At 67.4% G+C, this 22,148-nt stretch carries 19 protein-coding genes and 8 pseudogenes; 13 read left to right on the plus strand and 14 right to left on the minus strand.

The features are described 5' to 3' along the window. Positions 1-442 precede the first annotated feature (442 nt). Entirely contained in the window at positions 443-718 is a 276-nt protein-coding gene (locus GQF42_RS43800) for a hypothetical protein (RefSeq protein WP_158929357.1), read from the plus strand. 357 nt (positions 719-1,075) lie between these two features. On the opposite strand, the gene GQF42_RS43805 is transcribed toward GQF42_RS43800, so the two are convergent. The 4 genes and pseudogenes from GQF42_RS43805 to GQF42_RS43820 all read right to left on the minus strand — a co-directional run bounded on the left by GQF42_RS43805 (position 1,076) and on the right by GQF42_RS43820 (position 3,552). Continuing rightward, positions 1,076-1,573: a GNAT family N-acetyltransferase gene (locus GQF42_RS43805; protein WP_233273707.1), complete on the minus strand. Its 498-nt coding sequence runs from the start codon at positions 1,571-1,573 to the stop codon at positions 1,076-1,078. Between the two features lie 154 nt (positions 1,574-1,727). After that, positions 1,728-2,488 (minus strand): annotated as a pseudogene (locus GQF42_RS43810) (class I SAM-dependent methyltransferase). A 137-nt stretch (positions 2,489-2,625) separates the two neighbouring features. Further along, positions 2,626-3,023, minus strand: a pseudogene (locus GQF42_RS43815) (helix-turn-helix domain-containing protein); the annotation flags it as partial. Between the two features lie 40 nt (positions 3,024-3,063). Further along, on the minus strand, positions 3,064-3,552 hold the full coding sequence (locus GQF42_RS43820) for a hypothetical protein (protein ID WP_158929361.1): 489 nt from the start codon (positions 3,550-3,552) through the stop codon (positions 3,064-3,066). 986 nt (positions 3,553-4,538) lie between these two features. Between GQF42_RS43820 and GQF42_RS43825 the strand changes: the two genes are divergently transcribed. The 3 genes from GQF42_RS43825 (at position 4,539) to GQF42_RS43835 (ending at position 7,789) form a co-directional block, all read left to right on the plus strand. Next, positions 4,539-5,132: a YdeI/OmpD-associated family protein gene (locus GQF42_RS43825; protein ID WP_158929362.1), complete on the plus strand. Its 594-nt coding sequence runs from the start codon at positions 4,539-4,541 to the stop codon at positions 5,130-5,132. Positions 5,133-5,879: 747 nt separating this feature from the next. Beyond that, positions 5,880-6,290 carry a hypothetical protein gene (locus tag GQF42_RS43830; protein WP_233273708.1) on the plus strand — a complete coding sequence of 137 codons (411 nt, stop codon included), beginning with the start codon at positions 5,880-5,882 and terminating at the stop codon, positions 6,288-6,290. Between the two features lie 800 nt (positions 6,291-7,090). After that, positions 7,091-7,789, plus strand: coding sequence for an SDR family oxidoreductase (locus tag GQF42_RS43835; protein ID WP_158929364.1), 699 nt, complete (start codon positions 7,091-7,093; stop codon positions 7,787-7,789). Between the two features lie 222 nt (positions 7,790-8,011). On the opposite strand, the gene GQF42_RS43840 is transcribed toward GQF42_RS43835, so the two are convergent. After that, the gene (locus tag GQF42_RS43840; protein ID WP_158929366.1) at positions 8,012-8,209 is read right to left on the minus strand and encodes a hypothetical protein; all 198 of its coding nucleotides are present in this window, start codon (positions 8,207-8,209) and stop codon (positions 8,012-8,014) included. Between the two features lie 259 nt (positions 8,210-8,468). On the opposite strand from GQF42_RS43840, the gene GQF42_RS43845 reads away from it, so the two are divergent. Next, a complete protein-coding gene (locus tag GQF42_RS43845; protein ID WP_158929367.1) occupies positions 8,469-8,834 on the plus strand; it encodes a hypothetical protein in 366 nt (121 codons plus the stop codon). A 62-nt stretch (positions 8,835-8,896) separates the two neighbouring features. Then, on the plus strand, positions 8,897-9,127 hold the full coding sequence (locus GQF42_RS43850; protein WP_158929369.1) for a hypothetical protein: 231 nt from the start codon (positions 8,897-8,899) through the stop codon (positions 9,125-9,127). A gap of 202 nt (positions 9,128-9,329) precedes the next feature. Here the strand turns inward: GQF42_RS43850 and GQF42_RS43855 are convergent, their stop codons facing one another. Further along, complete coding sequence (locus tag GQF42_RS43855) at positions 9,330-10,166, minus strand: alpha/beta fold hydrolase (RefSeq protein ID WP_158929371.1); 837 nt, start codon at positions 10,164-10,166, stop codon at positions 9,330-9,332. Positions 10,167-10,536: 370 nt separating this feature from the next. Here GQF42_RS43855 and GQF42_RS43860 point away from each other — a divergent pair, with 370 nt between their 5' ends. Beyond that, positions 10,537-11,073: a helix-turn-helix domain-containing protein gene (locus GQF42_RS43860; protein WP_158929373.1), complete on the plus strand. Its 537-nt coding sequence runs from the start codon at positions 10,537-10,539 to the stop codon at positions 11,071-11,073. 952 nt (positions 11,074-12,025) lie between these two features. Here the strand turns inward: GQF42_RS43860 and GQF42_RS46735 are convergent. Continuing rightward, positions 12,026-12,415, minus strand: coding sequence for a hypothetical protein (locus GQF42_RS46735; protein WP_233273709.1), 390 nt, complete (start codon positions 12,413-12,415; stop codon positions 12,026-12,028). A gap of 202 nt (positions 12,416-12,617) precedes the next feature. On the opposite strand from GQF42_RS46735, the gene GQF42_RS43870 reads away from it, so the two are divergent. Further along, complete coding sequence (locus GQF42_RS43870; protein WP_158929375.1) at positions 12,618-12,770, plus strand: hypothetical protein; 153 nt, start codon at positions 12,618-12,620, stop codon at positions 12,768-12,770. Between the two features lie 268 nt (positions 12,771-13,038). Next, positions 13,039-13,722, plus strand: coding sequence for a hypothetical protein (locus GQF42_RS43875; protein ID WP_158929377.1), 684 nt, complete (start codon positions 13,039-13,041; stop codon positions 13,720-13,722). Between the two features lie 236 nt (positions 13,723-13,958). Here the strand turns inward: GQF42_RS43875 and GQF42_RS43880 are convergent, their stop codons facing one another. Both GQF42_RS43880 and GQF42_RS46740 read right to left on the minus strand, forming a co-directional pair. Continuing rightward, positions 13,959-14,642: an SDR family NAD(P)-dependent oxidoreductase gene (locus tag GQF42_RS43880; protein WP_158929379.1), complete on the minus strand. Its 684-nt coding sequence runs from the start codon at positions 14,640-14,642 to the stop codon at positions 13,959-13,961. Between the two features lie 310 nt (positions 14,643-14,952). After that, positions 14,953-15,186, minus strand: a pseudogene (locus GQF42_RS46740) (transposase); the annotation flags it as partial. A 323-nt stretch (positions 15,187-15,509) separates the two neighbouring features. Here GQF42_RS46740 and GQF42_RS43890 point away from each other — a divergent pair. Further along, a complete protein-coding gene (locus tag GQF42_RS43890) occupies positions 15,510-15,908 on the plus strand; it encodes a hypothetical protein (RefSeq protein WP_158929383.1) in 399 nt (132 codons plus the stop codon). A gap of 150 nt (positions 15,909-16,058) precedes the next feature. Here GQF42_RS43890 and GQF42_RS43895 read toward each other — a convergent pair. Both GQF42_RS43895 and GQF42_RS43900 read right to left on the minus strand, forming a co-directional pair. After that, positions 16,059-16,208, minus strand: a pseudogene (locus tag GQF42_RS43895) (transposase); the annotation flags it as partial. Positions 16,209-16,273: 65 nt separating this feature from the next. Further along, positions 16,274-16,782: pseudogene (locus tag GQF42_RS43900) on the minus strand (NUDIX domain-containing protein). A 326-nt stretch (positions 16,783-17,108) separates the two neighbouring features. Between GQF42_RS43900 and GQF42_RS43905 the strand changes: the two are divergent. Beyond that, the gene (locus GQF42_RS43905) at positions 17,109-17,771 is read left to right on the plus strand and encodes a peptidylprolyl isomerase (protein WP_158929385.1); all 663 of its coding nucleotides are present in this window, start codon (positions 17,109-17,111) and stop codon (positions 17,769-17,771) included. A 165-nt stretch (positions 17,772-17,936) separates the two neighbouring features. On the opposite strand, the pseudogene GQF42_RS43910 reads toward GQF42_RS43905, so the two are convergent. Beyond that, positions 17,937-18,296, minus strand: a pseudogene (locus GQF42_RS43910) (transposase); the annotation flags it as partial. Between the two features lies 1 nt (position 18,297). Between GQF42_RS43910 and GQF42_RS43915 the strand changes: the two are divergent. Both GQF42_RS43915 and GQF42_RS43920 read left to right on the plus strand, forming a co-directional pair. After that, positions 18,298-18,710 (plus strand): annotated as a pseudogene (locus tag GQF42_RS43915) (transposase); the annotation flags it as partial. A gap of 321 nt (positions 18,711-19,031) precedes the next feature. Beyond that, a protein-coding gene (locus tag GQF42_RS43920; protein WP_407699472.1) for an IS3 family transposase occupies positions 19,032-20,440 on the plus strand; the annotation gives its coding sequence in 2 pieces (ribosomal slippage) (positions 19,032-19,398 and positions 19,398-20,440; 1,410 coding nt in all). Between the two features lie 76 nt (positions 20,441-20,516). Here the strand turns inward: GQF42_RS43920 and GQF42_RS43925 are convergent. Continuing rightward, positions 20,517-21,079: pseudogene (locus GQF42_RS43925) on the minus strand (isochorismatase family cysteine hydrolase). A gap of 70 nt (positions 21,080-21,149) precedes the next feature. After that, a complete protein-coding gene (locus GQF42_RS43930) occupies positions 21,150-22,106 on the minus strand; it encodes an LLM class F420-dependent oxidoreductase (protein ID WP_158929389.1) in 957 nt (318 codons plus the stop codon). Positions 22,107-22,148 lie beyond the last annotated feature (42 nt).

Below are 22,148 nucleotides of genomic sequence, written 5' to 3' on the forward strand. Positions count from 1 at the left end.
GACGTCGAAACCCGCCGTCCGGTCGACCTGCCCCCGGACCGGGAGGCATCCAGCCTGGGCTGCATGGCTCGGCCCAGCACGCCCGGCATCGAGGTCGATTACCGGGACCGCGCGCCGTTCTTCGCTGAAGGCGCCGCGGCCGGGGCACCGCAGGCGGTCCAGGTCGCGGACAGGTGGCGCCTCTGGCACAACCTGAGTGAGGCCGCCGAGCGGAGCGTCACCCAGCGTCGGCGCTGTCTGCGCGTCCTGACGCCCGTGGGGCCAGCCCGAGCTCGGGGCCATCTCGGCGGCGGCCGTGTCCGGGTCACCTTGGCCACGAGGACACCGGTTCGCCGACCGCACCCGGGAAGGGCACGCTGCCGTCCACGCCCTGCTGAGGGCAGGACTCAGTCTGCGCTCGGTCCAGCTTCAGCTCGGGATGAGCTGACGAACCGTCAAGCAGTTGGCCGACGTTGCGACGCCGGAGAAGCTGTTCACCGGTCAGTGGCAGAACCGGCCATCGGACCTCGATGACTACAAGCCCTACTTGGACCACCGCTGGAACGAGGGCTGTACGAACGCGTGGAAGTTGTGGGAGGAGGTCGTGCCGCTCGGCTACAAGGGCAGCTACCAGCGCGTTCGCGACTACCTGCGCGACAAGCGCACCACACCAAGGCCGGTGACTGCCCGGCCGTCCTCGCCGCGAGCCGTCGGCCCGGATTCCTTCACCGAACCCTAGCAACTCCAGCTCAAGGCTGTCTGTGCTCACTGCCCAGAACTCGACGAGCTGACTCGGCACGTCCGGTCCTTCGCGGCCATGGTCACCGCCCATCAGGGCGAGCGCCTGCCGGACAGGCTCGATGCCGGCCAGCAGGACGAACGACTTGCCCAGCCTCCACACGCTCGCCGTCGGCATCGACCGCGACCGCGACGCCGTCATCGCCGGCCTCAGCCTCCCTTGGAACTCGGGCGTCGTCGAAGGTCATGTCAATCGGCAAGATGCTCAAACGGCAGATGTTCGGCCGCGCGGGCTTCCCTCTCCTGCGTAAACGGGTCCTCCTCGCCTGACCTTGCGGCGAGTTCACCAGCCACGGTCCTACAGGGCGCGCCGGTAACGAACTTCGGAAACCGACACTCCGTCGTAGTCGTCAGCCTGGACAGCACCGTCGGCGATATACCCCGCTCGCTCGTAGAAGTGACGTGCCCGAGTGTTGTCGGTGAGGACCCACAGCAACATCAGGCCGAAGTCATCCGCGTGAGCGTGAGAGTGCACGGCTTCGAGGAGCATGCGGCCGATTCCGGACCCAATGAGTGAGGGCTGAACGTACAGGGCGTAGAGCTCGCCCATGGCCGTACTCGTTCCATTGCCGCGGAAGCGTCCGAAGCATGCCCAACCCACGACCCGTCCACGGGCGTCGACCGCTACCAGGTTGGTCGTGCCCTCTCTCGACCTTTCGAAGTGCCGACGGCGCTGCTGAACATCGGCCTCAACCGTCATTTCGTCGAGGTAGGACTGGGGCAGGATTCCGGCATATGCGGCCTGCCAGCCGGTCACTCGTATCGCTGACACAGCCGGGACATCGACTTCGGTCATAGCTCGTACAGTCAACATCTCGGCACCGTACGAGACCCGTGCACACGACCGCCCGGGAATTACGGCCGAGCAGTCGTACCAACTACATGGAGTCGCCGCTGCACGGAAGCCGTGCCAGAACCGAAACCGGTGAACAGCGCCACCCGTCGCAAGGTCACGGACGAGTGGCCACGAGCACATCAACGACATAGACCCCTTCCACCAGTTCATCAGGGAATGCCCCGCGCAGTCGCCTGCGCTCTTCGGCGAGAAAGGCCCGGTTCGTGGTCTGGTCGAGGACAAGGAACGCCGAGCGGCTGCTGATATTGGCGAGGTGTGTGTCAAGAGGGACGGTCCGCTGCCAGCGGATCTGCCGGCGCACGATCCGCAGTCCGGTCAGCCCCGTGAGCCGGACGGCCTCGCTGTCGTGGGGACGCACCGCGGAACGAGCGGGAACTCCGCAGTGGTGCGCGATGCGCTCGTGCTGAGCGCGGATCCACGGCACGTCGAACGCGGTGGTGTTCCACCAGATCGCGAGAGCCCCGTCCGCGCACAGGACCCGCAGGACCTCCGGGGCAGAGCGGCCGGTGTCGGTCCACTGCCACGACTACGCGTACGTGATCAGGTCGTGCGAGGCATCGGCGAGTGGCAGCACATTGCCGTCTCTCGCACGATCAGCACGTCCGGGAGCACCCGACGAAACTCGACGGCCATCGCGTCACCAGGCTCGACGGCGACCACATCGGCACCCTGCTCCCGCAGCAGGGAGGTCGCGATTCCCGTGCCCGCGCCGACGTAAGCGACGCGGGCACCCGCCAGGGAACGGCTCAGGGACTCCTCGACGAAGTCGAAGGGCACGGGCGGATACGAAGCGCGGCTCGCCTCGTACTGCGCAGCAGCCGAGTTGAACGAATGAGCACGTGAGCTGGCAGTCATCTCCACATCATCGGTCCCTGCCACGGTGCAGCAGGGACCGATCACCCAACCCGGTGACCACTTCGGGTTGCAGCTCCAGCCCCCTCGGCGCACAGCAGCTGCCGAGACTCTCGGGGCTGAATAGATTCGAGGTCGGCGACACACGCTGAAAACCGGTAGTTACGGGAGGAGAGCCCACGCCGCGGTCGCGGACCGGGACGAGTGTGCCGTCCGCGATCCACATCCGGTCCGGGGCATCAGCCGGGCGGGAGACCGGTTCGAGTGCCAGCAGCGGTCCCAGCCGCTGGATCACACCGCACACCGTGGAGGAGGAGACGCCGAACAGCGGGCCCAGCTGCCGCATGGTCAAGTTCGTGCGGTAGTACACCGCGGCCATCGGCACCCGCTCGGCCAGGGGCAAGGACCACGGCCGGCCCCGCGACGTGCCGTTGCCGCCGCGCTCCCGCACCACCTTCAACAGCGCCGACAACTTTGTCACCCGCAGCCCCGTGAACGTCTCCACCCACACACGTTCAGCCCTTGACACCCCAGCCATACATGGAAGATGCCCAGATCAGAGCCTTGTGCAACACCCTTCAGGCGTGCGCTCCGATGGTGGTCATCGGGCTCTCGACGTCGCCGAGATAGTGGCCGTTCAGCCAGAACCCGGCGGAGATGACGTAGGTGCCCGGGCCCGCACCCCAGGTTTGCCAGCCCCACTTGTGGTAGGGATCCGCCGCTCCCGGGTGGGCCATCCCCTGCTGGGCGGCAGTGGTGCTGTCGCAACCGAAGTCGTGGGCCCAGCCGCCGTGGATGACGTCGATCGCGTGCGCGCAGTACGTCACTGAGCTGCCAGAGTTGTTCTGGTACGGGATCCAGCCCCAGATGGTGTAGCCATTGCCCTCGACGTAGCAGCAGGAGCCGATGGAGATGGTGTTGGTGACTGCGACCGTGGGGCCGTTGATCCCCGATCGGCAGGCCGTCGCGGGGTCGGCGTGGGCGGTGCCAGTGCCGGTGACGACGCCCGCGACGGTGATGCTGCCAGCGACGACGGCCTTGGTGATGCCTCCGGACCAATCGGGCATGTGTTCCCCCTGAGTGCGATTGCGGCCCGTTGCGGGCCTATGAGCCTTCCCTGTTGTTCGTCCGCGCAGTTCACTCGCTGGTCGGCGTGGCTGTCTCTGCATTGCTGGCCGTGCCTTCGGCGGTCGCGTCCGCCGCCTCCGTCGCCGCGGTGGTCTCCTCGGCCGTGTTCGTTCGTACTGGCGTCACCCTTGTTGGGGCCGCCCTCCATTGAGGCATGCGCTTTCCCTCTCCTGTGCGGTTCCCGGTCCCCACCCGTCCTGGCGCGCTCGGCATCGTCAGCACTCAGGGATGTTCGGGTCCCGGTTGACGCTGCGGGCATTGCCGTCGGCGTGCCCGGCGAAGACGCATGCGGTGGAGGTTTCTATCCACAAACCGTTGCCGTCGTAGTCCACCCAGTTCACCTGGCACCAGGTGTCGCCGTAGGTGCCGATGCTCTGGCCGACGGTCCAGCAGTGGGCGGAGACTTCGCCGCCCGGGGGAACGTCATCCCCCCGATCTTGCCGTCCGTAGTGTTGGGGTCGCTGTAAAGGCCGCCCCGCTGGCCGACGCTGATCTGGACGTCACCGTCGGCGGAGGCAGGTCCCGGCCGTCGCGGTGAGCGCGCCGACGCTCAGCGCCGCGGCGGTGGCGACCATCGCCGTGCGGCGTCCGAACGTGAAGTTCATGATGTGTTCCCCCTGCTTGTGGGGGCGGCCTGGCATGACCGCTCGGCTTCCCCCGTTGTTGCCGCTTGGGGCAACGTTGCGCGAAGCGGCACGACCAGGCCGCCTCCGGTGACCGTGCGGAGTCTCGTTTCCCGCACAAGTCCACACACCCGGGACGGCCCCTGTCGACCAACCCGAATCTAGGCCCGGAAACGCATCGTGTGGGGTGTCTAGCTGCACGGTGAGGTGGGGGTTCCGGTGCCGCAGTGCACAGCGCGCCGGCGCAGGTGGGCCTGCTTTAACGGTGGCGGTGGTACGGGGACAGTCATGACATCGGCCTGGTGTGGTTCGCTGGTGGGGTGACTCAGGACTTGGAGATCGTCGCATTCGAATCCGCCGAGGCATTCCAGGCATGGCTCGACGAGAACCACGCCGTCTCGTCCGGCATCTGGCTCAAGCTTCGCAAGAAGGGCCCCGGAATCGTCGCGCTGGACTATGCCCAGGCGCTCGATGTGGCACTCTGCTACGGCTGGATCGACGGCCAGAAGGCCAAGTTCGACGATCAGTGGTGGCTCCAGCGGTTCACCCCGCGCAAGCCGCGCAGCAAGTGGTCCAAGGCCAACCGGGACAAGGTGGCCGCCCTGATCGAGCAGGGCCGGATGCATCCCCCGGGGCAGGCCGAGGTCGACCGCGCCAAGGCAGACGGCCGCTGGGAGGCGGCCTACGACGGCGCGAAGACCGCCACGGTGCCGGACGACCTCACGGCGGCCCTGGCCGCCGACCCGGCCGCGGCGGAGTTCTTCGAGACACTGGATCGGCAGAACCGCTACGCGATCCTGTATAGGGTCCAAGACGCCAAGAAGCCCGAGACCCGGGCGCGCCGGATAGAGAAGTACGTAGCGATGCTGGCGAAGGGCGAGAAGCTCTACCCGTAGTCACGGAGAGGGACAGCGGCCGTGTAGTGCCCCAGGTCTCGGCGCGCCTGCTGCCCGGCGGCAGCCACCCAGGTGCCAACACTGAGCGTAACGAAATGTCAGAGGCCCCGAGCAGGCGCACCGCTCAAGATCGGAGACGCGACAAAGAGCGGCCGGCTTCCAGGACGCGGGCTTCGTGCGTGCGCGATGCGTGAGCGGACTGTGCGGCACGAAGCGTCATGCGAGGGATCGACTGCACAGTCGACCGGCCCGCCGTCACCCGTCGCCCTGGGGGCGTATGACGTGCGTCGGCGGAACCACGAGTGCGGAGCGTTGGGCAAGCGAGCCAACTGCCAGGTCGCGGTCGGTGTCCACGCCGCCACCGATACCGGTGCTGTCACGTCGCCACCGACAAGGTGACAGCACCAGCCGATGCCGCAGTCACCGAGTTGTACCGCCAGCTCAAGCAGCGCCTCCAGCCGCGATCGTTCATCCACGGCCGGCCGCTTGCGCCACGGCTCTTCACCTGGGGTGCGCCTCTTTCGCTCCCACGGACAGGCCCCTCAGCAAGTCCTATCGTTGCAGCTCAAGGCCAGCTGAAGCACCCAGCCTGCTCGTCCTGCTCTCACTGGCCTGGCAGGCGGGCGAGCGCGTCCCGGAACAGGACGAGGCCATCGACCGCATCGTGAACTGGCTGCTGAAACGGTAGAGGGAGGTGCGGGCGGGAAGAACGGGGCGTCGGCTGCGGGTTCGGTGGGGGAGACTCCGGTGTGTGCGGGGCCGCAGCGGAAGTACACGGCGCAGCAGCAGCCGCCCGCGGGCAGCTGTCACTACCGGTATGAGAAGGGTGAGCCGCTGCCGGATCTCAAGTGCACTCCGGGTGCGACGTCGCCGGCGGTGACGCAGGCGAATCTGGCGCAGACGATCTGCCGCAAGGGCGGCTACACCAAGGGCATCCGGCCGCCGGTGGCGGTCACCGGGAAGGAGAAGAAGCTGAACGCCGCCTCCTACGGCTATACCGGCAGTCTTGGCGATACCGAGTACGACCACGACATCGGCCTTCAGCTGCACGCTGAAGGCCGCACCGCAGGCCATCGCCACGGACTGGAGCACCGCAATGGACAAGCTCGGGCTGACCTGACCGGGTGCGCCGGGGCCGGTGCGGCTTCGCAGACCTGAGTCGGGCTTCGCACGCGGTGGTGGATCAAGCCAGGCCCGGTGCGGTCTGTGTCGGAGGGGGCCCATGTCGTGTTGGGGGCCGTCTGCAGGGGCCAGGGGCGTCAGTCGCTGGCCACTTCATCGCGGGCCGTGGCGCCAGCGCTGGTGGACCTTCAGCACCTCGTAGCTCCATACAGCCTGCTGCTGGGCGGCGCCCGTTCCGCACGACAGTCCGAGCTGAGCAGACGAAGCCAGCCTCAGCGTCCGCGGCGTGATGCCCCAGCCAGGTCAACGCTGGTCGATGCCGGTGGGCCACTGGTTGGAAGTGGGGCGATGACAGATGAAGTGCATGAAACAGGGGCTGTCGGCCTGCGCATGTACGAGGCGTTCAACGGCTTCGAGTGTTCCCCATCGCTGTCATGAATCCACTGCGGGGAAGGGGCCCACCGCCGAAACGTTCGACGGCTGGATCCAGCTGCGCAGCTGCGTCTCCGTCCGTGTCCTCGGGGCGTCCAAAGGTGAGCTGCCCAACCTTCTCAGGCTCCAGTCCATGCGCCAGAGACCAAGAGTTCCGGACCCTCCGGTGAACGGCAGCTGAGTCCAACAGGACTCCGTCGACGTCGAAGAGCACAGCAGAAATTGTCATACAGGTATGCTTCCAGGCGGAGTCAGCCACGCGGCCGAGGATGCAGACACGGGAGCGACGTCATTTCCCTTGGGTGTCTTGGCACTTGGCGATGCGGGCCGGCCGCCCAATTCATCGACAATCGCTTCCGCTGGAAGCGGTCTCCCGTTGACCACATTGTGCAGGAGGACGTCCCATGGAACCCGTCACGCTGATCACCGGTGGCTCGACCGGAATCGGCGCCGCCACCGCCCGTGCCCTGCTCAAGCAGGGCCACCGCGTAGCCGTCACCGGACGTGACGTGGACAAACTGGCAGCCTTCGCCGCTTCGGCCGGAGCGGGCGAGCGGCTGCTGACGATCACCGGCGACACCAGTGACGAGCACGACGTCGCCGCCGCCGTGCGTCACGTCGTGGATGTGTGGGGCCGGCTGGACAACGTCATCGCCAACGCCGGATTCTCGCTGCCCGGCACCCTGGAGAGCCATGTCCCCGAGGACATGCGCGCCATGGTCCTCACCAACGTCCTGGGCCCGGCACTGCTGGTACGGGAGACCCTGCCGCACCTCAGGGAGTCCAAGGGCCGGATCGTGATCATCGGTTCGGTCGCCGGGGTGCGCAACACGCCTGGCAACCTGTACTCGGTCACCAAGTGGGCCGCGCACGCGCTGGCCGAGAACACCCGGCTGCTGGTCGGCAAGGACGGGATCGGCGTGACCGTCGTCGCGCCTGGGGTGGTGGACACTCCGTTCTGGGACAAGCGCGGCGGCACCCCCGAGCAGGCGCCGGCGATGACCGCCGACCAGATCGCGGACACGATCGTCTTCGCCGTCAACCAGCCCGCGGGTGTGGACATCAACCACATCACCATGCGACCGACCGGGCAGCTCGGCTGACTCCGCGCTCCCAACGACCGTAGTGACAAGCGCCGTTAGCCCGCCGCGTATCACGCGGTGCGGGCCGAAAGTGCCTGCGGCCGTCCGGGGGGGGCGGGGACGCACGGCGTCAGGCGGAGAGGTGGACCCACCCGGGAAGGACCACCACCCTGGACCCCTCGAAGCCGGCCACGATGGGCGGCGCTCCGTCAGGGCCGCGGCCTCCTCGAACCCTGTCGCTGCTCAGACCAGGGCGGACGTCTTGCCCACCAGGTGCCGGAGCAGGCTGCCCGCAAACGGCAGTGCGTAGATCACCACAACCCACAGTACTTTGGCGAGCAACTGCAGCCTCGAAGTCACTGCGCTCCGCAGCGCACTGACGATGAAGATGCAATAGGCGACGAACAGCACAATCATTACGAGCGCGGCGATGGAGTGCATGCTGACGGCGTGTCCTTCTCTGTGGAGCGTCTCGTTATGTATGTGTGATTGCCGCGGCATACGGTCGCGCTCTGACACCTTCGTGTCGTCGCGTTGACGATGCCGTGGCACGGCCGAGCTCCCGGTAACGAGCGGGCTGCCGACTCGGCTCTTGCTCACGGTTGCCGCCGAGCCCGCTCGGGGCGGCAACGAGAAACCGATTGCGCCGAGGCGCTGGGTGGATCCGGCCGCTTCCATGCTGTGCGATCAGCTGACCGAAATGGCGCTGACCGCCGACGACTTGGTGCTGATCGGCCGGGGCAGGCTGATCGCGGCCCAGTCGGTACGGGAGTTCATCGCCGCGTACACCCGCTCAAAGCTGGTGGTGTGCACATCAGATGCGGAAGCCCTGCAGGCGGGGCTGGGCGCCGAGGGCGCGACCGCTCGCCGGGAGGGACCGGACACGGTCGTCGTCGACGGCCTGGACGCCGACCGGGTGGGGGAGGTCGCGGCCGGTGCCGGAGTACGGGTGCGTGAGCTGCACACCCGCGAGAGCAGTCTGGAAGAGGCATTCCTTGCCGCCACCGCCGAGGCCGGCCAGTACAGCGCCGGGCAGCGCGAGCTCGAGAGGAAGGCGGCGGCATGAGCGCCAGCGTGTCCAGCTCTCCGGGCCCCGTCCTCCCGGCCCTCCGCTAAACCTGGGCGGGCATGCGCACCCTGCGGTCGACCTGGGTGCTGAGCGGCCTTGTGGTCCTGCTCCAGCTCTGCTTCGCCCTGGCCGACGGCCGGACCGGCTCCACCGGCACCGAGCAGTTCATCAAGGGTCTGTCCCTGATGCCCTTGCTCACCGCGGTGCTGATCGCGGCCCTCGGGGTGAACACCTTCGGTATGGAATACCGCCACCGGGATTCCGGCACTGCTACATACAGGCTCGGGTGATTCAACGGGATCGCGGCGGCTGACCGCTGCAGCGCAAGGTGGGCTGGCACCCCAGCCGGCGCCCGGATGCCCCTCCGTTCCCGGAGCGGCCTCGCGCACCCCCGGAGATGCATCCACCGGGGACTTTGTGCATTTCCCGTTTCCGGCGATCCCGATGGCGGCGTCGTTCCGCAGGCCCGCATGGCGGGCCTGCGGACGGGTGTCACTTCCGCAGGAAGGTGAGGAGTGCGGTGTTGACCTCTTCTGCGTGGGTCCACAGCAGGCCGTGCGGCGCGCCCTCGATCTCCACGTAGTCCGAGGACGGAAGCGCCTTGTGGAACGGCCGTGCGGTTCCCTCGACGGGCAGGATGCGGTCGCCCGTGCCGTGCAGGATCAGCGTTGGCACGTCGATGGCCGGGATGTCGGCCCGGAAGTCGGTGTACCAGGTCGACGGCGCGGCAGCAGCGGCGAAGAAGCCGCCGCCCGCGGCGACGTTCCAGCTGTTGCGGACCGCTTCCTCGCTGATGCGGGTGCCGAGGTTCTCGTCCAGGTTGTAGAAGTCCTTGTAGAAGGCGGTGTAGTAGGCGTAGCGGTCCGCCTTGACTGCCGCGACGACGCCGTCGAAGAACTCCTTCGGGGCGACCCCGTCCGGGTTGTCGTCGGTCTTGAGCAGGCAGGGTTCCAGCGAAGCCAGGAAGGCAACCTTGGAGACCCGGGCCGAGCCGTAGGCGGACATGTACCGGGCGACCTCACCGGTGCCCATGGAGAAGCCGACCAGGACGGCGTCGTGCAGGTCGAGGGTCTCCATCACGGTGTTCAGGTCGGCCGCGAAGGTGTCGTAGTCGTAGCCGGTCGTCGGCTGGCTGGACTGTCCGAAGCCGCGGCGGTCGTAGGTGATCACGCGGTAGCCGGCCTCCAGCAGCATGACGCTCTGCCGTTCCCACGAGTGGCCGTCGAGCGGGAAGCCGTGGATGAGGACGACCGGCTGTCCGCTGCCGTGGTCCTCGTAGTAGAGGTCGATGGTGGTGGAGTTCTCCTGGCCCACGGTGATGTACGGCAAGATCTCGTTCCTTCGTCTGTAGTGACTGGCGCGTGCAGGACCACGCTCCGTCTCGACGAGACGGGGCTCTGTACGGACGGCATCAGCCCATCGGCGTTTGACGTCCGGGTGTTTGCTGCACGGGATGCCATCACGCTAGGGCGAAGATCCTGCCGCCAGTTGCCCACGAACGCACGGCTTCTTTACTGGGAGTGCAGGAACGCCTCGGCCAGTTGGTGGCGGGCCTCTGCCGCGGGCCTACAGCCCCTCCTGCGTGCCCTGGGGCACAAGCCGGGCAGGATGCGGCGGATGGCACGATGTGTGCCGCCTGCCTCAGGCGCTGCGGCAGACACAGTTGTGTAGAGACGTTCTGGGCCTGAACGAGTCCGACATGACTCACATCACGGCCTCACCCCTCGGCCCCGACACGCCCCTGGGCAGCCTGCTCTCGCCCTTCCTGGCCGAACTCGTGGACAGCGCGGAAACCTACCCGCCACGCACCAGTGAACTGATGACCCACAACGTCGTAGGCCCGCTTGGCACGCTGACCCACGAGCTGTTCGGCCGGACCAGCACGGACACACCCAGCGAGAACCGGGCACTGCTGCTGCAGATCCAGACATTCATCGACCGACACCTCGCGGACCCCGATCTGACCCCACAGGCCATCTCCCGAGCCCACCACTTATCCCTGCGCTATCTGCACAGGGTGTTCGAGAGCGAAGACGTCACTGTCTGCCGGTGGATCCAGCGGCGTCGCCTCGAGGAGTGCCGGCGCACTGTGGCGCGCCGCCGGAACGATTTCACGATCGCCGCGGTGGCGCACCGATGGGGTTTCACCAGCGCCGCGCATTTCAGCCGGGTGTTCCGGGCCGCCTATGGAATGTCCCCCCGGGAATGGCGCGACACCCAAGGCCTGACGCCGTAGCCCGTCACCTACGAGGCTCCTCGATACCTGAAATTGGTGCCTGAGTGCTCCCGAGCACCGGCATGCACGGGCCACACGGTGAAGGCGGCCCCGTTCCCGGGGTCTCCCCGACATCTGGTTCGGACTCCGGTTTCTGGCTTGCCACGCGCGGGACAGAGCTGCGGGCACCGCCACGGTCCGCGCGACCATCGTGCCCCGTTCCGGCACATCCACACTGTTGATGAGAACCCTTGAAAACAAAACGGTCAGGGCCGCTCGCCGCCTCACTCGGCCCGGTGTTCAACGCGCTGGGGAGTTCCAGCGAGCGGCGCGCGTTGTCCACCGGGCCGCCCGCTCGTGGAGTGTGCAGGCCGTGCCCGGCCACTCCGCAGGTCCAGGCCGCTCCAGTCTCCCGGGCATCCCGAACATACGCGCCCTGCCCGACGCGCCCTTCGCGTCCGAGGACGACCGCTTCAACGGCCGACAGCGTCACACCGGGGGCGAGGTGACGGTCGACTTCTCCGGCACTGGTCAGATAGGCGGCGAGGAACTGGCCGACAGCGGAGGACAGGTCACCGCCGGGGACTCTCGCCCTGTACGGCGACGCGGGCACTGCTGCTCGGCCGGGTCCGGCCACCATGCCGGGCGCGTCGATCACCGTGAACGAGCGCCATCGCGGCCAGGAGCAACCGGCACCGTGCAGTGGAGCACCGAGCCGTCGGTGTACTGCGCAGCCACCGTCACCGACCACGCGCCGCCCTCGCCGTGCGCACTGCGCACCGCCGTGATGGACTGCACGGCTGACTGTGCATCGGAGGCTGGGGCAGGCAGATCGACGTCCGGAGCCATCGACTGCGCAAGCCGCGCCTGCGCGCTGGTCGCGTCACCCGATCGACCACGGCAGCTAGACCTGGACTTCGCGGTTCACCGTTTCAGGCCTGTGGCCAGTGGGTTTGTCCGATGTCGGTGTCGATTAGGTCGAGGAGGTGGAGTTGGACGCCGCGGGTGATCTGGACGGTGGGCGGTCCGTGCTGTTGCCGATCCGCAGGGTGAGTTCGCCGAGGTGGTAGAAGATCATGCGCCCGGTGGGACGGACGCGGCGGTTGTCGGGGTAGAGGGCGCTCATGGTCTGCTCGGGGCCGAGCGCCCGTCTGACCTGCCGCTCGATCAGGCAGAACACCGGGATGGCCAGGCAGATGACCTGGATCAGGGCGGCAACGCGCCGGTTGTGCTGGACGAAGACCGGCGCGACCGCGAGCGGGCCCTTGAAGTCGTGGTAGCGGCGCTCGACCGTGCCCTGGCCCTTGTAGTGGATCAGGGCCTGCCCTGCGTCCGCCTGGTCGGCGGGGACGGATGTCAGCAATGCGTACCAGCCGTCGACCGCGGCTTCGGCATTCAGTACGCCGGTGTCGAGCCACGCTGATGACTCGTCGCCTCAGCCGGCAGGCAGTCCATCCCAACGCCTCGCTTCCCCGCCCGCAGGCCACCGTGCAAGCCGCATGACGGACAGGACAGTTCACCCGCCCGCTGGCGTTCCACCCGCATCGGATCGGGGTCTCACGGATATGCCGACCGAGGCGACCGCGTTCGGCCTGCACGATCTGAGTGTGTTCCTGGAGCGTGCCGGCCTGTTGGGGTTGGACGTGGTGGACCTGGTGAACTCACCGCTTATCGAGTGGCGGGGTGGCGGGCCGAGCGCGTGGTCGGCCGTGCACTGACGCTCGGCGGTCCCGTTTCGACCCGATGACGGCGTGCCTCGCGCTGCCGGCATGTTTCCACAGCGCACACATAAGGTGACGCGCGTCATGCCGGAACTTTGATCACGGGGCCCTGCCTGCACTTTCCCGGCTCGCGGTGCACTGCGGCACCGGAATCCCCTCTTCACTGTGCACACAGACACTCCACACGATGTGTTGCCGTTCCTAGATTGTCGGGCGAGCTAACAACGGCCCAACCGAGGCTGCCATCAGAGGGAGAAGCTCACTCATGCTCAAACTCGGCAAGTCCATGCGTGCGAGGACCGAAAGAGAAAGCGCCTTGATCCGGATCAGGAAACTGCTGTCCAACCGCCTCGTAAAGCTGGCCGCGACTGTGACGGCGGCGCTCGCGATGCTGCTGGGCACCACCGGCACGGCGAACGCGGCGATCTACTGGGACAACCCCAGCATCCAGATGGTCAACCAGGCCAGCCAGCAGTGCCTGGCAGGTGTATACGACTTCGGACCCTCGTACCCCGCTGGCGAGACGGTGCCTGGGTGTATGGCCAGGGGCACCAGCTGGATCCGGCTGGAGAGCGGGCAACCAGACTCCGGTGGCCACGCGAACGTCCAGATCATGACCGAAAGCGGCAGCGGAACGGTGTGCCTGGGAGCGGTCGCGGGCGAGGGACCCTCTCAGATCCAGGGTTCGGCTGCAACGCGTTGGGAAACCTGCGAGGTTGATGGCAACAACTGGGATCAGATCTGGACCATGATAACCGCAGCTCCGGCGCAGAACGTTGGAAACCCGGCGGGATTGAAGCACTTCATCAACTTCCACAACGATCATTACAACGTGTGTCTGGACGGCGGCATCGGTGTCTACGGCTTCCCCGGCGGCTGCTCCACCACCAACAACTGGCAGATCTGGAACATCTACACCAACCAGACCTCGGAACCTTATCGAGGCTAACGACTAAAACCCGTATCACCTTGAGATGAGCGATGCCCTCCCTGGCAGGTTCCGGGGGGCATCCCCATGCCCTCTGCCCAACACCCAGCAGATGTCTCGCCGCGCTACTGTGAGGTCCCCGAGGGGCCTGGCAGCCGTGGCGATACCGCAACAGCAACAGGCGTCCTCACGGCCGGGATCGATCAACGCGGGTCCGTTCACCCGATTGGAGGCGTAAGTGTGCCTTCCGAGAGGGTTCACTGCTCAACACGGACCCCCGCACCAGAGGGCTTGACCCGGACGGCCCGATGCGCACCAGGCCGTTCAACGAGGCGCGAGAACGAGATCATCAGAGGTTCAAAGATGGGTTCTGAGGAGGCCGTCGACAGGTCGGGCACGGAAGAGGGCCGCAAGAGCAAGAGGCTTGCAGTACTTCTTCCACGACTACGAGGTCTACACGGCGGACTCGAGCGCGTTGGAGAGGCCCGCCGGGGCCGGTGCATAACCCGTGGCGGCGCAGCAGGTTTGCAGGGCACGTTGGTTTCGCGGGGAGTCAGGGCCGCGCCCGTGGTGTAGGCGGCATGGGCCACGGCGTAGACCACTTCGGCGACGTCCTCGGGCGTGCCGACCCGGCGCTGCGGGGTGTTGGCGTTGATCCAGTCCCGCGAGCCACGGGTGCGGCCGGCGTTGTTGACCAGGATGTCGAGGCGGCCGAACCGCTCGATCGCGGTGTCGACCAGCCGCGCGGCATCGGCGGGGTCGGAGATGTCGCCCTGGACGTAGACGGCGTCCGGAAGCGCGGCGGCCAGTTCCTCTCCGGCCTTCACCGGGGAGGCGGAGTTGACCACCACCCGCAGCCGGGCGGCCGCCATACGGCGTGTGACGGCCGCTCCGATACCCGTGGACGAACTGGTGATGAGGGCGACGCGTTCTTCACTCACACATACCTCCGCTCAACTGCCTTCTACAGGGGCCTCTTTACCCCGCGGCAGTCTTCCCGCGGTGCGCACGAAGGCTCCTTGGCGGCTCGTGGGACATTCCCTAGGACAACATTGAATGGAATTTAAATTCCACATTGTGAGTGCAAATGTGAGGGTGGCGGTCCCTCTCCAGATGTGAGTTGGGAGCGTGGTGGTGGGGTTTGGGTGTCATCGGCTGTGGTGGGTTGTCGGCCTGGTACGACACGGCTCGGCGTTTCGTGGTGGCTGTCATGGGGGTGACCGCGCGGCTTGAGGCTCTCCCCGTGGGGTGGACGAACTCGGTCCAGAACACCCCGGTCTCACTGTCGCCGATCATCACCCCGAGCACCTCGCGGCCGCCGTCCTCGGTGATGCCGGTGGCGATCACCACGGCCCGGGACACGTTCTGGTGCTCGACCCTCGCCTTGCAGTAGGTGGCGTCCAGATACACGTACGGGAAGCGGACGTGATCCAGAGGCCGGGCACGGAACGCAGTCACCCGGCCGTCCAGATCCAGGCGGATCCGTCGTTGGCGACGAGCTACGCCGCCTCGGAGACCGACGCCATGCTGCGGACGCGGGACGGCGCGCGCGGCGTCGACGCGGCCGGGCGGCGTCGGCCGGGGACACCGCGCTCACCCCCTTGATCGCCGGACGGCGGTTCTCATGTTTCCCGGCTGAGCCTAGGCAAGGCGGTGCGGTGGTCATCCGACAGCAGTTACGTGGTAGTGACAATCGGGGGCCAACTTCTTGGCGTGCCGAGTGCTCTTCCTCGGTGAAAACGCACCAATTGGTCATCTGTGAAGCCCGGTTGATGTACGGGACTGAAGAGATCAAAGGAGATCCAGGTATGAAGCTTGGTCTGAAGCGGCTCGCGGTAGTCGGCGCGCTGGGTATCGCCTCGGCCGCATTGGCGGTATCCCCGGCGTTCGCGAAGGGTGACATCTCGGTGCAGGCCACCCCTCACACCGTGCATGCCGGCCACATCGTGAAGGTGCACGGCCAGGGTGACGACGATGCTGCGCGGTACACCACGCTCGTCATACAGGAGCGGTCCGGCAAACCCGGCCACTGGGGCCACTGGCGCGTGGTCAAGCGGAGCTACAACGGCGACGCGCGCATGAACGTCAAGGCCACGCACAGGGGCGATCTGCAGTTCCGTTCCGTGCTGTACTCGACCGACAGCCACCACCGGCACGCGAAGACGGACCGCACGTCCTCGCCGGTGACCGTCCACGTCGTCCGCTAGCCGAGACAACGTCAGCGGCCTCGCATGCTGATCGACCGCCCTCTCCGGGACGGCATACCGTTCCGGAGAGGAAACCGGCCGTGATGGCGAATACGACCCGGCTCAGCGGCGGAGACGCCGAAACGACCGGGTTCGCTGAGCCTCGCAACAACTCCCGGACCCCAGTCCGGGGATGGCGAGGTGGACGGTGCCCGCCCGGGTGTCCCGCTCGCGCGGGCGCTGTCCGTCGCGGTGATTGACTCGCTCGCCGTCGACTTGGCCGTATTCGGCATTGCAGAGGGCGCCGGCCTCCGCGGACATCTCCTACGGCCGCCAGGGCTCCAGCCACCCATCGGGCCGCGCTCGAAGAGCTGTCGGGTTTGGGTCTACATGACGGGTTCACCGTCTCGGAGGTACAGCGGCCGCCCCGCGTCCAGCGCCTTAGCACGTGCTCGAACCGACGCCGGATGCGGGCCTGTAGGCGAACGGAGGCTTCGGCGGGCGTGACGAAGGCAGCTTCGGACAGCTCGTCGTCTTGTGGCCGTAGCTGGTCGGCTCGGTCTTGGCCGAGCGTGCCGCCGTCGAAGATGAACGCGATCCGGTCATCCCAGGGGCCGTGCGGGGCGACCCGGTCCACCACCACCGGCCCGAGCAGGGTGACGTGCGCGCCGAGTTCCTCCATCAGCTCACGGCGTGCGGTTTCCTCCGGCAGCTCGTTGGCCTCTGCCATTCCGCTGGGCAGGTCCCACCCTGGTTTGTAGGTGGGGTTCACCAGGAGCACGCGGCCGGATGGGTCCCACAGCAGCACATCGGCTGCTACGCGCTTGCGGGCTTGCTTCGCGTTGCCCTCCGCGAGATAGGCCGCAAGCGCCAAGGTCGCACCGACGACGACCAGGCCGTCCGGCTACGGACTGTGCTGGCCGAGTACGGCCAGCACATGCTCTGACAGCGGCTGGCCACACCTGGAGGAAGCGATCGCGAGGGGTGTCCGGGGCAGGTCCGCCATCTCGCCCCGGCTGGACTGCGAACCCTCCGACCGTTCCGGGCCCGGCCCTCCACCCGCGACCTGCGCCGCGAGCTGGCCCACGCGCTCGGCTTGCAGTGGCGCCGCCCGCCCAAGTTGCCGGTGCCCGGAGTAGGGGTTCCACCCGGACGACGGAGCGGGCAGGATGAGGCGGCCATGACATACCCATGCGGTGCTGACCCGAAGGGAACCGTCTCGTGCTCCGTAAGCCAAGCGCACTGCTCGCCGCCTCCGCCCTGCTCCTCCTCGGCACCGCGACGCAGGCCGCAGCCGACAATCCGCCCCCTGCCGCGCCGTCGGCCGCCTGCACTTACACGCCGGCCGTTCCCGCAGACAACTTCAAGGGGATACCGGTCTTCGACCCGGTGAAGGCCGCAAAGCCGTACAGCGCGACGCTGCGCACTGGCCAGGGCGCTATCACCTTCCGGGCACTGACCGACAAGGCTCCCTGCACCACGTACTCCTTCAAGTTCCTTGCCCGGCGCGACTACTTCGATCGGTCGCACTGCCACCGGCTCACCACCGCGCGCATCTATGTGCTCCAGTGCGGCGACCCGACCGGCACCGGAAGCGGCGGACCCGGTTACTCCTTCCCCGACGAGAACTTGACCGGGGCGACCTATCCCGCTGGGACGGTGGCGATGGCCAACGCTGGGCCCAACACCAACGGAAGCCAGTTCTTCTTCGTCTGGAAGGACACCAAACTCTCGCCCTCCTATACGCCGTTCGGCAAAGTCACCTCGGGCCTCGACGTGCTCCATAAGATCGCGGTGGGCGGCGAGGATGACCAGAACGGGCCGGGAGACGGCTTTCCGAGGCTGCCGGTGAACATCAAGCGCGTGCAAATCAAGAGCAGTTAGTACGGTCCTGCCCCGGCCCCGTCCTTGCAGGAAGCCCCGTCCGTCCCGGTCATGGTCGGCGTCGAGGACGTGTGTCCCAACGGCAGGTGGTCCAGGCTCGGCAGACGGAAACCAGCCGGCGTCCGTCCGGCGGCCCTTGGGCGCATGGACGCCCTTGCCTACGGATTACTGAGTTCTTCGGGTTGTTGTCGGCCGGTGGGTGAGTTTGAGTCCGGTTCCTGCAAGGCAGCCGTCGATCAGGTCGGGGCGGAGTTGGATGTGTCGTAGGCCGCGCCGGAGGGTGCGTTCGAGGTGGTCGTCGTCGGTGAAGGCGGTGTTGGCCAGTGGGCCGCGCCGTAACAGTGACCAGATGCCCTCGACCGGGCTCAGATCCGGTGCGTGTGAGGGCAGTTGGATGATGGTGAGCCAGTCGTGTGCGGCCGCGTAGTCGCGCATTCCGGCGGCCCGGTGGGTGTCGAGATTGTCCCAGATGACGACGATCGGCGCCTGGAGCTGGATGTGGGCGCGGACGACCAGGTCGCGGTAGGACGCCGGCCACAGCCACATCTCCCCGCGCAGACTCGCCTGAATGCTGCTGAGCAAGCCCGACAACCTCAAGGCCGAGCAACACGAACTCCTGGCCAGGCTCACCACCGCCTGCGCCGAGATGACCCAGCTGGCCAACCTCATCAGGGACTTCGCCCCACTCCTGACGCCGCGCACGGACAACGCCGACGTGCTCACGCGCTGGGCCACCCAGGTCTGCGGCGCCGACCTGCCCCACCTGCATGCCTTCACCCGAGGTCTGGCACGAGACCGTGACGCCGTGAATGCGGCCCTCACGCTTCCGTACAGCAATAGCTCCACCGAGGGTGTCAACACCAAGACCAAACGGATCGCACGCCAATGCACGGACGAGCATGCTTCACCCTGCTTCGGCACCACATCCTTCTCGGATAGCGGCACGCTCCGTCACCACTGAAAGCGAGACAGGGCCGTTAGATTTACACTCCCGGCAGGGCTGCCACGCCAGCGTCGGGGTGTCGGAGGGGGGCGCGCACCCTCGGCCGCGCGGGCTCCCTCTGCCGCGGGCCGGGGCGTGATACGTCGAGTGGGTCCCGACGGTAGTGGGAGCAGGTGGTGGCAGGTGCGCCGGTTGCCGGGCCGCGACGGCTCTCAGTTCGGTCTCGGCGTCCGGGGCCCTCCGTCTCTGACATCGTCGGGTGAGACGCCCCGAAATGATCAGATATTGTGGGCGGGTACGACAGGAGCACCTCCCGCATGACCAGCACCAAGCCCTCCGGGCAAGATCCCGCGCCAAAGCCGAAGCGCCGCCGTTTCACCCCCGAGTACAAGCTGCGCATCGTCGCCGAATACGACGCGGCCCCCACCGGGGACAAAGGCGCGGTCCTGCGCCGGGAGCGGCTGTACCACTCCCACATCATCGAGTGGCGCCAGGCCAGGGACGCCGGCGCGCTGGAGAGGCTGACCGACCACCGCACCAGCCCCGCACGGCCGAAGAAGCACCCTGCCGAGGCGGAGAACGACAAGCTTCGGCGGCAGGTGGAGCGGCTGGAGAAGGAGGTCGCGAAGCGGGACGCCGCACTGGAGGTGCTGGGAAAAACACACGCGCTCTTGGAAGCACTCTCCAAGAGCGCGGACTGAAGGACGCCCTGGAGCCGCTTCTCCACGAGGCCGTCGATCGCCTGGCCCCGCACGTGGGCATCGTGGCCGCGTGCCGCCTGACCGGCCGTTCCCGAGCCACCCACCACCGGCGGCTGAACCCCCTCCCGGCCAGGCCCAGAGCCCCACGTCCCGCGCCGGTCAACGCCCTGACACCGGCCGAGCGGCAGGCCGTGCTGGCGTTGATGAACCGGCCCGAATACGTGGACCTGCCGCCCGCGCAGATCTACGCACGTGAGCTGGACGAGGGCCGCTACCACTGTTCCGAGCGCACCATGTACCGGATCCTGAAGGAGGCCGGGCAAGACGGTGAACGCCGCCGTCAGGCCACCCACCCGCCCCGCACGGTCCCCGAGCTCGTGGCCGACGGCCCATCCGAGGTGTGGAGTTGGGACATCACGCATCTGGCGGGTCCGGCGAAGGGCGTCTGGTTTCACGGGTACGTGATCCTGGACATCTACTCCCGCTACGTTGTCGGCCACACCGTCGAGGCGGCCGAATCCGCCGCCCGTGCCGAGGAGTTGATCCGTGAGGCGATCGACCGCAACGGCATCGTGCCGCACACCGTGCACGCCGACCGCGGCACCTCGATGACCAGCAAGCAAGTCTCCCAGATGCTCCTCGATCTCGGCGTGACCCGCAGCCACTCCAGGCCCAGAGTCAGCAACGACAACCCGTTCAGCGAGAGCCAGTTCCGCACCACGAAATACCAGCCCGACTACCCAGAACGCTTCGATTCCCTCACCCACGCACGGGAGTGGATGGAGGCGTTCATCTCGCACTACAACCACGTCCACCGGCATTCCGGGATCGGCTACCACACCCCCGCCAGTGTCCACTTCGGCACCGCCGAACTCGTCCGCGAGCAACGGGCGGCCACCCTCATCACCGCCTACGAGCAGCACCCCGAACGCTTCAACAGCCGGCCGGTGCCGCCGAAGATTCCCCAACAGGCGTGGATCAACGACCCCGCCCGACGACGCGAACCACAGCAACACAGTTCATAGCCGCACATTCGTTTCATTTGACTTGACAGCTACCGCCTTGCCAGGCTGCCGAGCGGCTCGCCGCGACCGTGTGTGCTCATGGTCGGCCTTCGGGCTGGTAGGGCCCTCTGTTTGGTGCAGGCCGGCGGGAGCCCCGGAAGTCGATTGCCTTCGCCCGGATGATCTGGGCGTCCATGTTGCGTTCCATCATTTCCAGGGCGGCGGCTTCCAGGTGAGGGTGGATGGAAGCAACGGCGTCCCTCGGCACGATGACGTTCAGGTGGCGGACGTGCGCGTCCAGGACGGAGTACAGCACGCGCTGCTCGGTGACCTGACCGGTCAGTACAACGGTGCCGACGCCGAGTTGCCACAGCAGGTACGCCACGGGGGTGTCGTAGAAGATGGAGTGGCGCGTCTTGACGACGAAGAGGGAGTCGTCGTCCGGCCGGATCGGTTCGACCAGGTCGGCGTGTGGACGTGTGAGAGACGTGTCGACGAGTTCGCCGTGGTGGGAGCGCCACAGCCCGAACTTGTCGTTGGCGTGGATCACCGGCACCTGCCAGGCGCGGGCCCGGCCGATCATTCCGCAAGGACCGGCACGACCCGCTCGGGGGAGGGCAGCAGCAGGTCGGCGTCCTCGTGGTCGTAGGTGTTGATCATGTCGGTCACGACGAGCGCGCTGCTGTCTCTCTCTGTGGAGGTGTGCACAGCGAACCATCACCTTGTGCGGTCAGTCCTGCACCCTGGGCAGGACCTGGGTGCGGTAGAAGTCGAAGAAGCCCTGCTGGTCCTTGCCGATCTGGTTGACGTAGACGGTGTCGAAGCCCGCCTCAACGAATTCCGACAGCGCCTTGGCATGGGCGTCCAGGTCGTCGCCGCACGGCACGGACTGGGCGACCTGGTCCTCGGTGACCAGCTGGGACGCCTGCTCGAAGTGGCGTGGGGTGGGCAGGATCTGTGGAAGTTCGCCGGGCAGTTGCTCGTTGGCCCACAGCCGGTGCGCGGTGCGTACCGCCTCCCCCTTGTCGGGGCCCCAGCACACCTTCAACCCGCCGTAGACCGGATGGGTCCCGCCGCCTCCGCGCCGGAACCGCTCGACCACGCCGGCGTCGGGCATCATCGTGATCAACCCGTCGCCGATGCGGGCGGCGACTTCTGCGGCCTGCGGGCCGAAGGCCGACACGTCGATCGGCACCGGCTCGTCGGGCAGCGTGTACAGACGGGCGTTCTCCACGGTGAAGTGCTTGCCGTGGTGGCTGATCTGTTCCCCGGTGAACAGCCGCCGGATGATCTGAAGTGCCTCCTCCAGCATCTCCAGCCGCACTGGTGCCTCGGGCCACACGGTGCCGAGAATATGCTCGTTCAGCGCCTCCCCGGTCCCCACCCCCAGACGGAATCGTCCGCCCAGCTGCACCGCGCTGGTGGCGGCCGCCTGGGCGATCACGGCGGGACGCGTGCGCACCAGCGGACAGGTCACCGCCGTCTCCACGGGCAGCGACACCGCCTGCGACAGCGCACCGATCACCGACCACACGAACGGGCTCTGGCCCTGGCCGTCGTGCCACGGGTGGTAATGATCGGATATCCACAGCGACTCGAAGCCGGCCTGCTCGGCCATCCGCGCCTGCTCAACGAGTTCCGCCGGGCCGTGCTCCTCACATGACAGGAAGTATCCGAAGCCCGTCATCGTGCCTCCTGAACCGCCTCTGTGCCGGGGGACCGCTGCCGA

Origin of the sequence: Streptomyces broussonetiae, from assembly GCF_009796285.1 — a bacterium.
Taxonomy (GTDB): Bacteria; Actinomycetota; Actinomycetes; order Streptomycetales; family Streptomycetaceae; genus Streptomyces; species Streptomyces broussonetiae.

Bases quoted from the DNA above. Each gene is read 5' to 3' on its own strand.
- GQF42_RS43845 (WP_158929367.1), top strand. From the start codon at position 8,469: ATGGCGCTGACCGCCGACGACTTGGTGCTGATCGGCCGGGGCAGGCTG.
- GQF42_RS43835 (WP_158929364.1), top strand. From the start codon at position 7,091: ATGGAACCCGTCACGCTGATCACCGGTGGCTCGACCGGAATCGGCGCC.
- GQF42_RS43860 (WP_158929373.1), top strand. From the start codon at position 10,537: ATGACTCACATCACGGCCTCACCCCTCGGCCCCGACACGCCCCTGGGC.
- GQF42_RS43875 (WP_158929377.1), top strand. From the start codon at position 13,039: ATGCTCAAACTCGGCAAGTCCATGCGTGCGAGGACCGAAAGAGAAAGC.
- GQF42_RS43850 (WP_158929369.1), top strand. From the start codon at position 8,897: ATGCGCACCCTGCGGTCGACCTGGGTGCTGAGCGGCCTTGTGGTCCTG.
- GQF42_RS43840 (WP_158929366.1), bottom strand. From the start codon at position 8,209: ATGCACTCCATCGCCGCGCTCGTAATGATTGTGCTGTTCGTCGCCTAT.
- GQF42_RS43870 (WP_158929375.1), top strand. From the start codon at position 12,618: ATGCCGACCGAGGCGACCGCGTTCGGCCTGCACGATCTGAGTGTGTTC.
- GQF42_RS43890 (WP_158929383.1), top strand. From the start codon at position 15,510: ATGAAGCTTGGTCTGAAGCGGCTCGCGGTAGTCGGCGCGCTGGGTATC.
- GQF42_RS43930 (WP_158929389.1), bottom strand. From the start codon at position 22,106: ATGACGGGCTTCGGATACTTCCTGTCATGTGAGGAGCACGGCCCGGCG.
- GQF42_RS43820 (WP_158929361.1), bottom strand. From the start codon at position 3,552: ATGCCCGATTGGTCCGGAGGCATCACCAAGGCCGTCGTCGCTGGCAGC.
- GQF42_RS43805 (WP_233273707.1), bottom strand. From the start codon at position 1,573: ATGACCGAAGTCGATGTCCCGGCTGTGTCAGCGATACGAGTGACCGGC.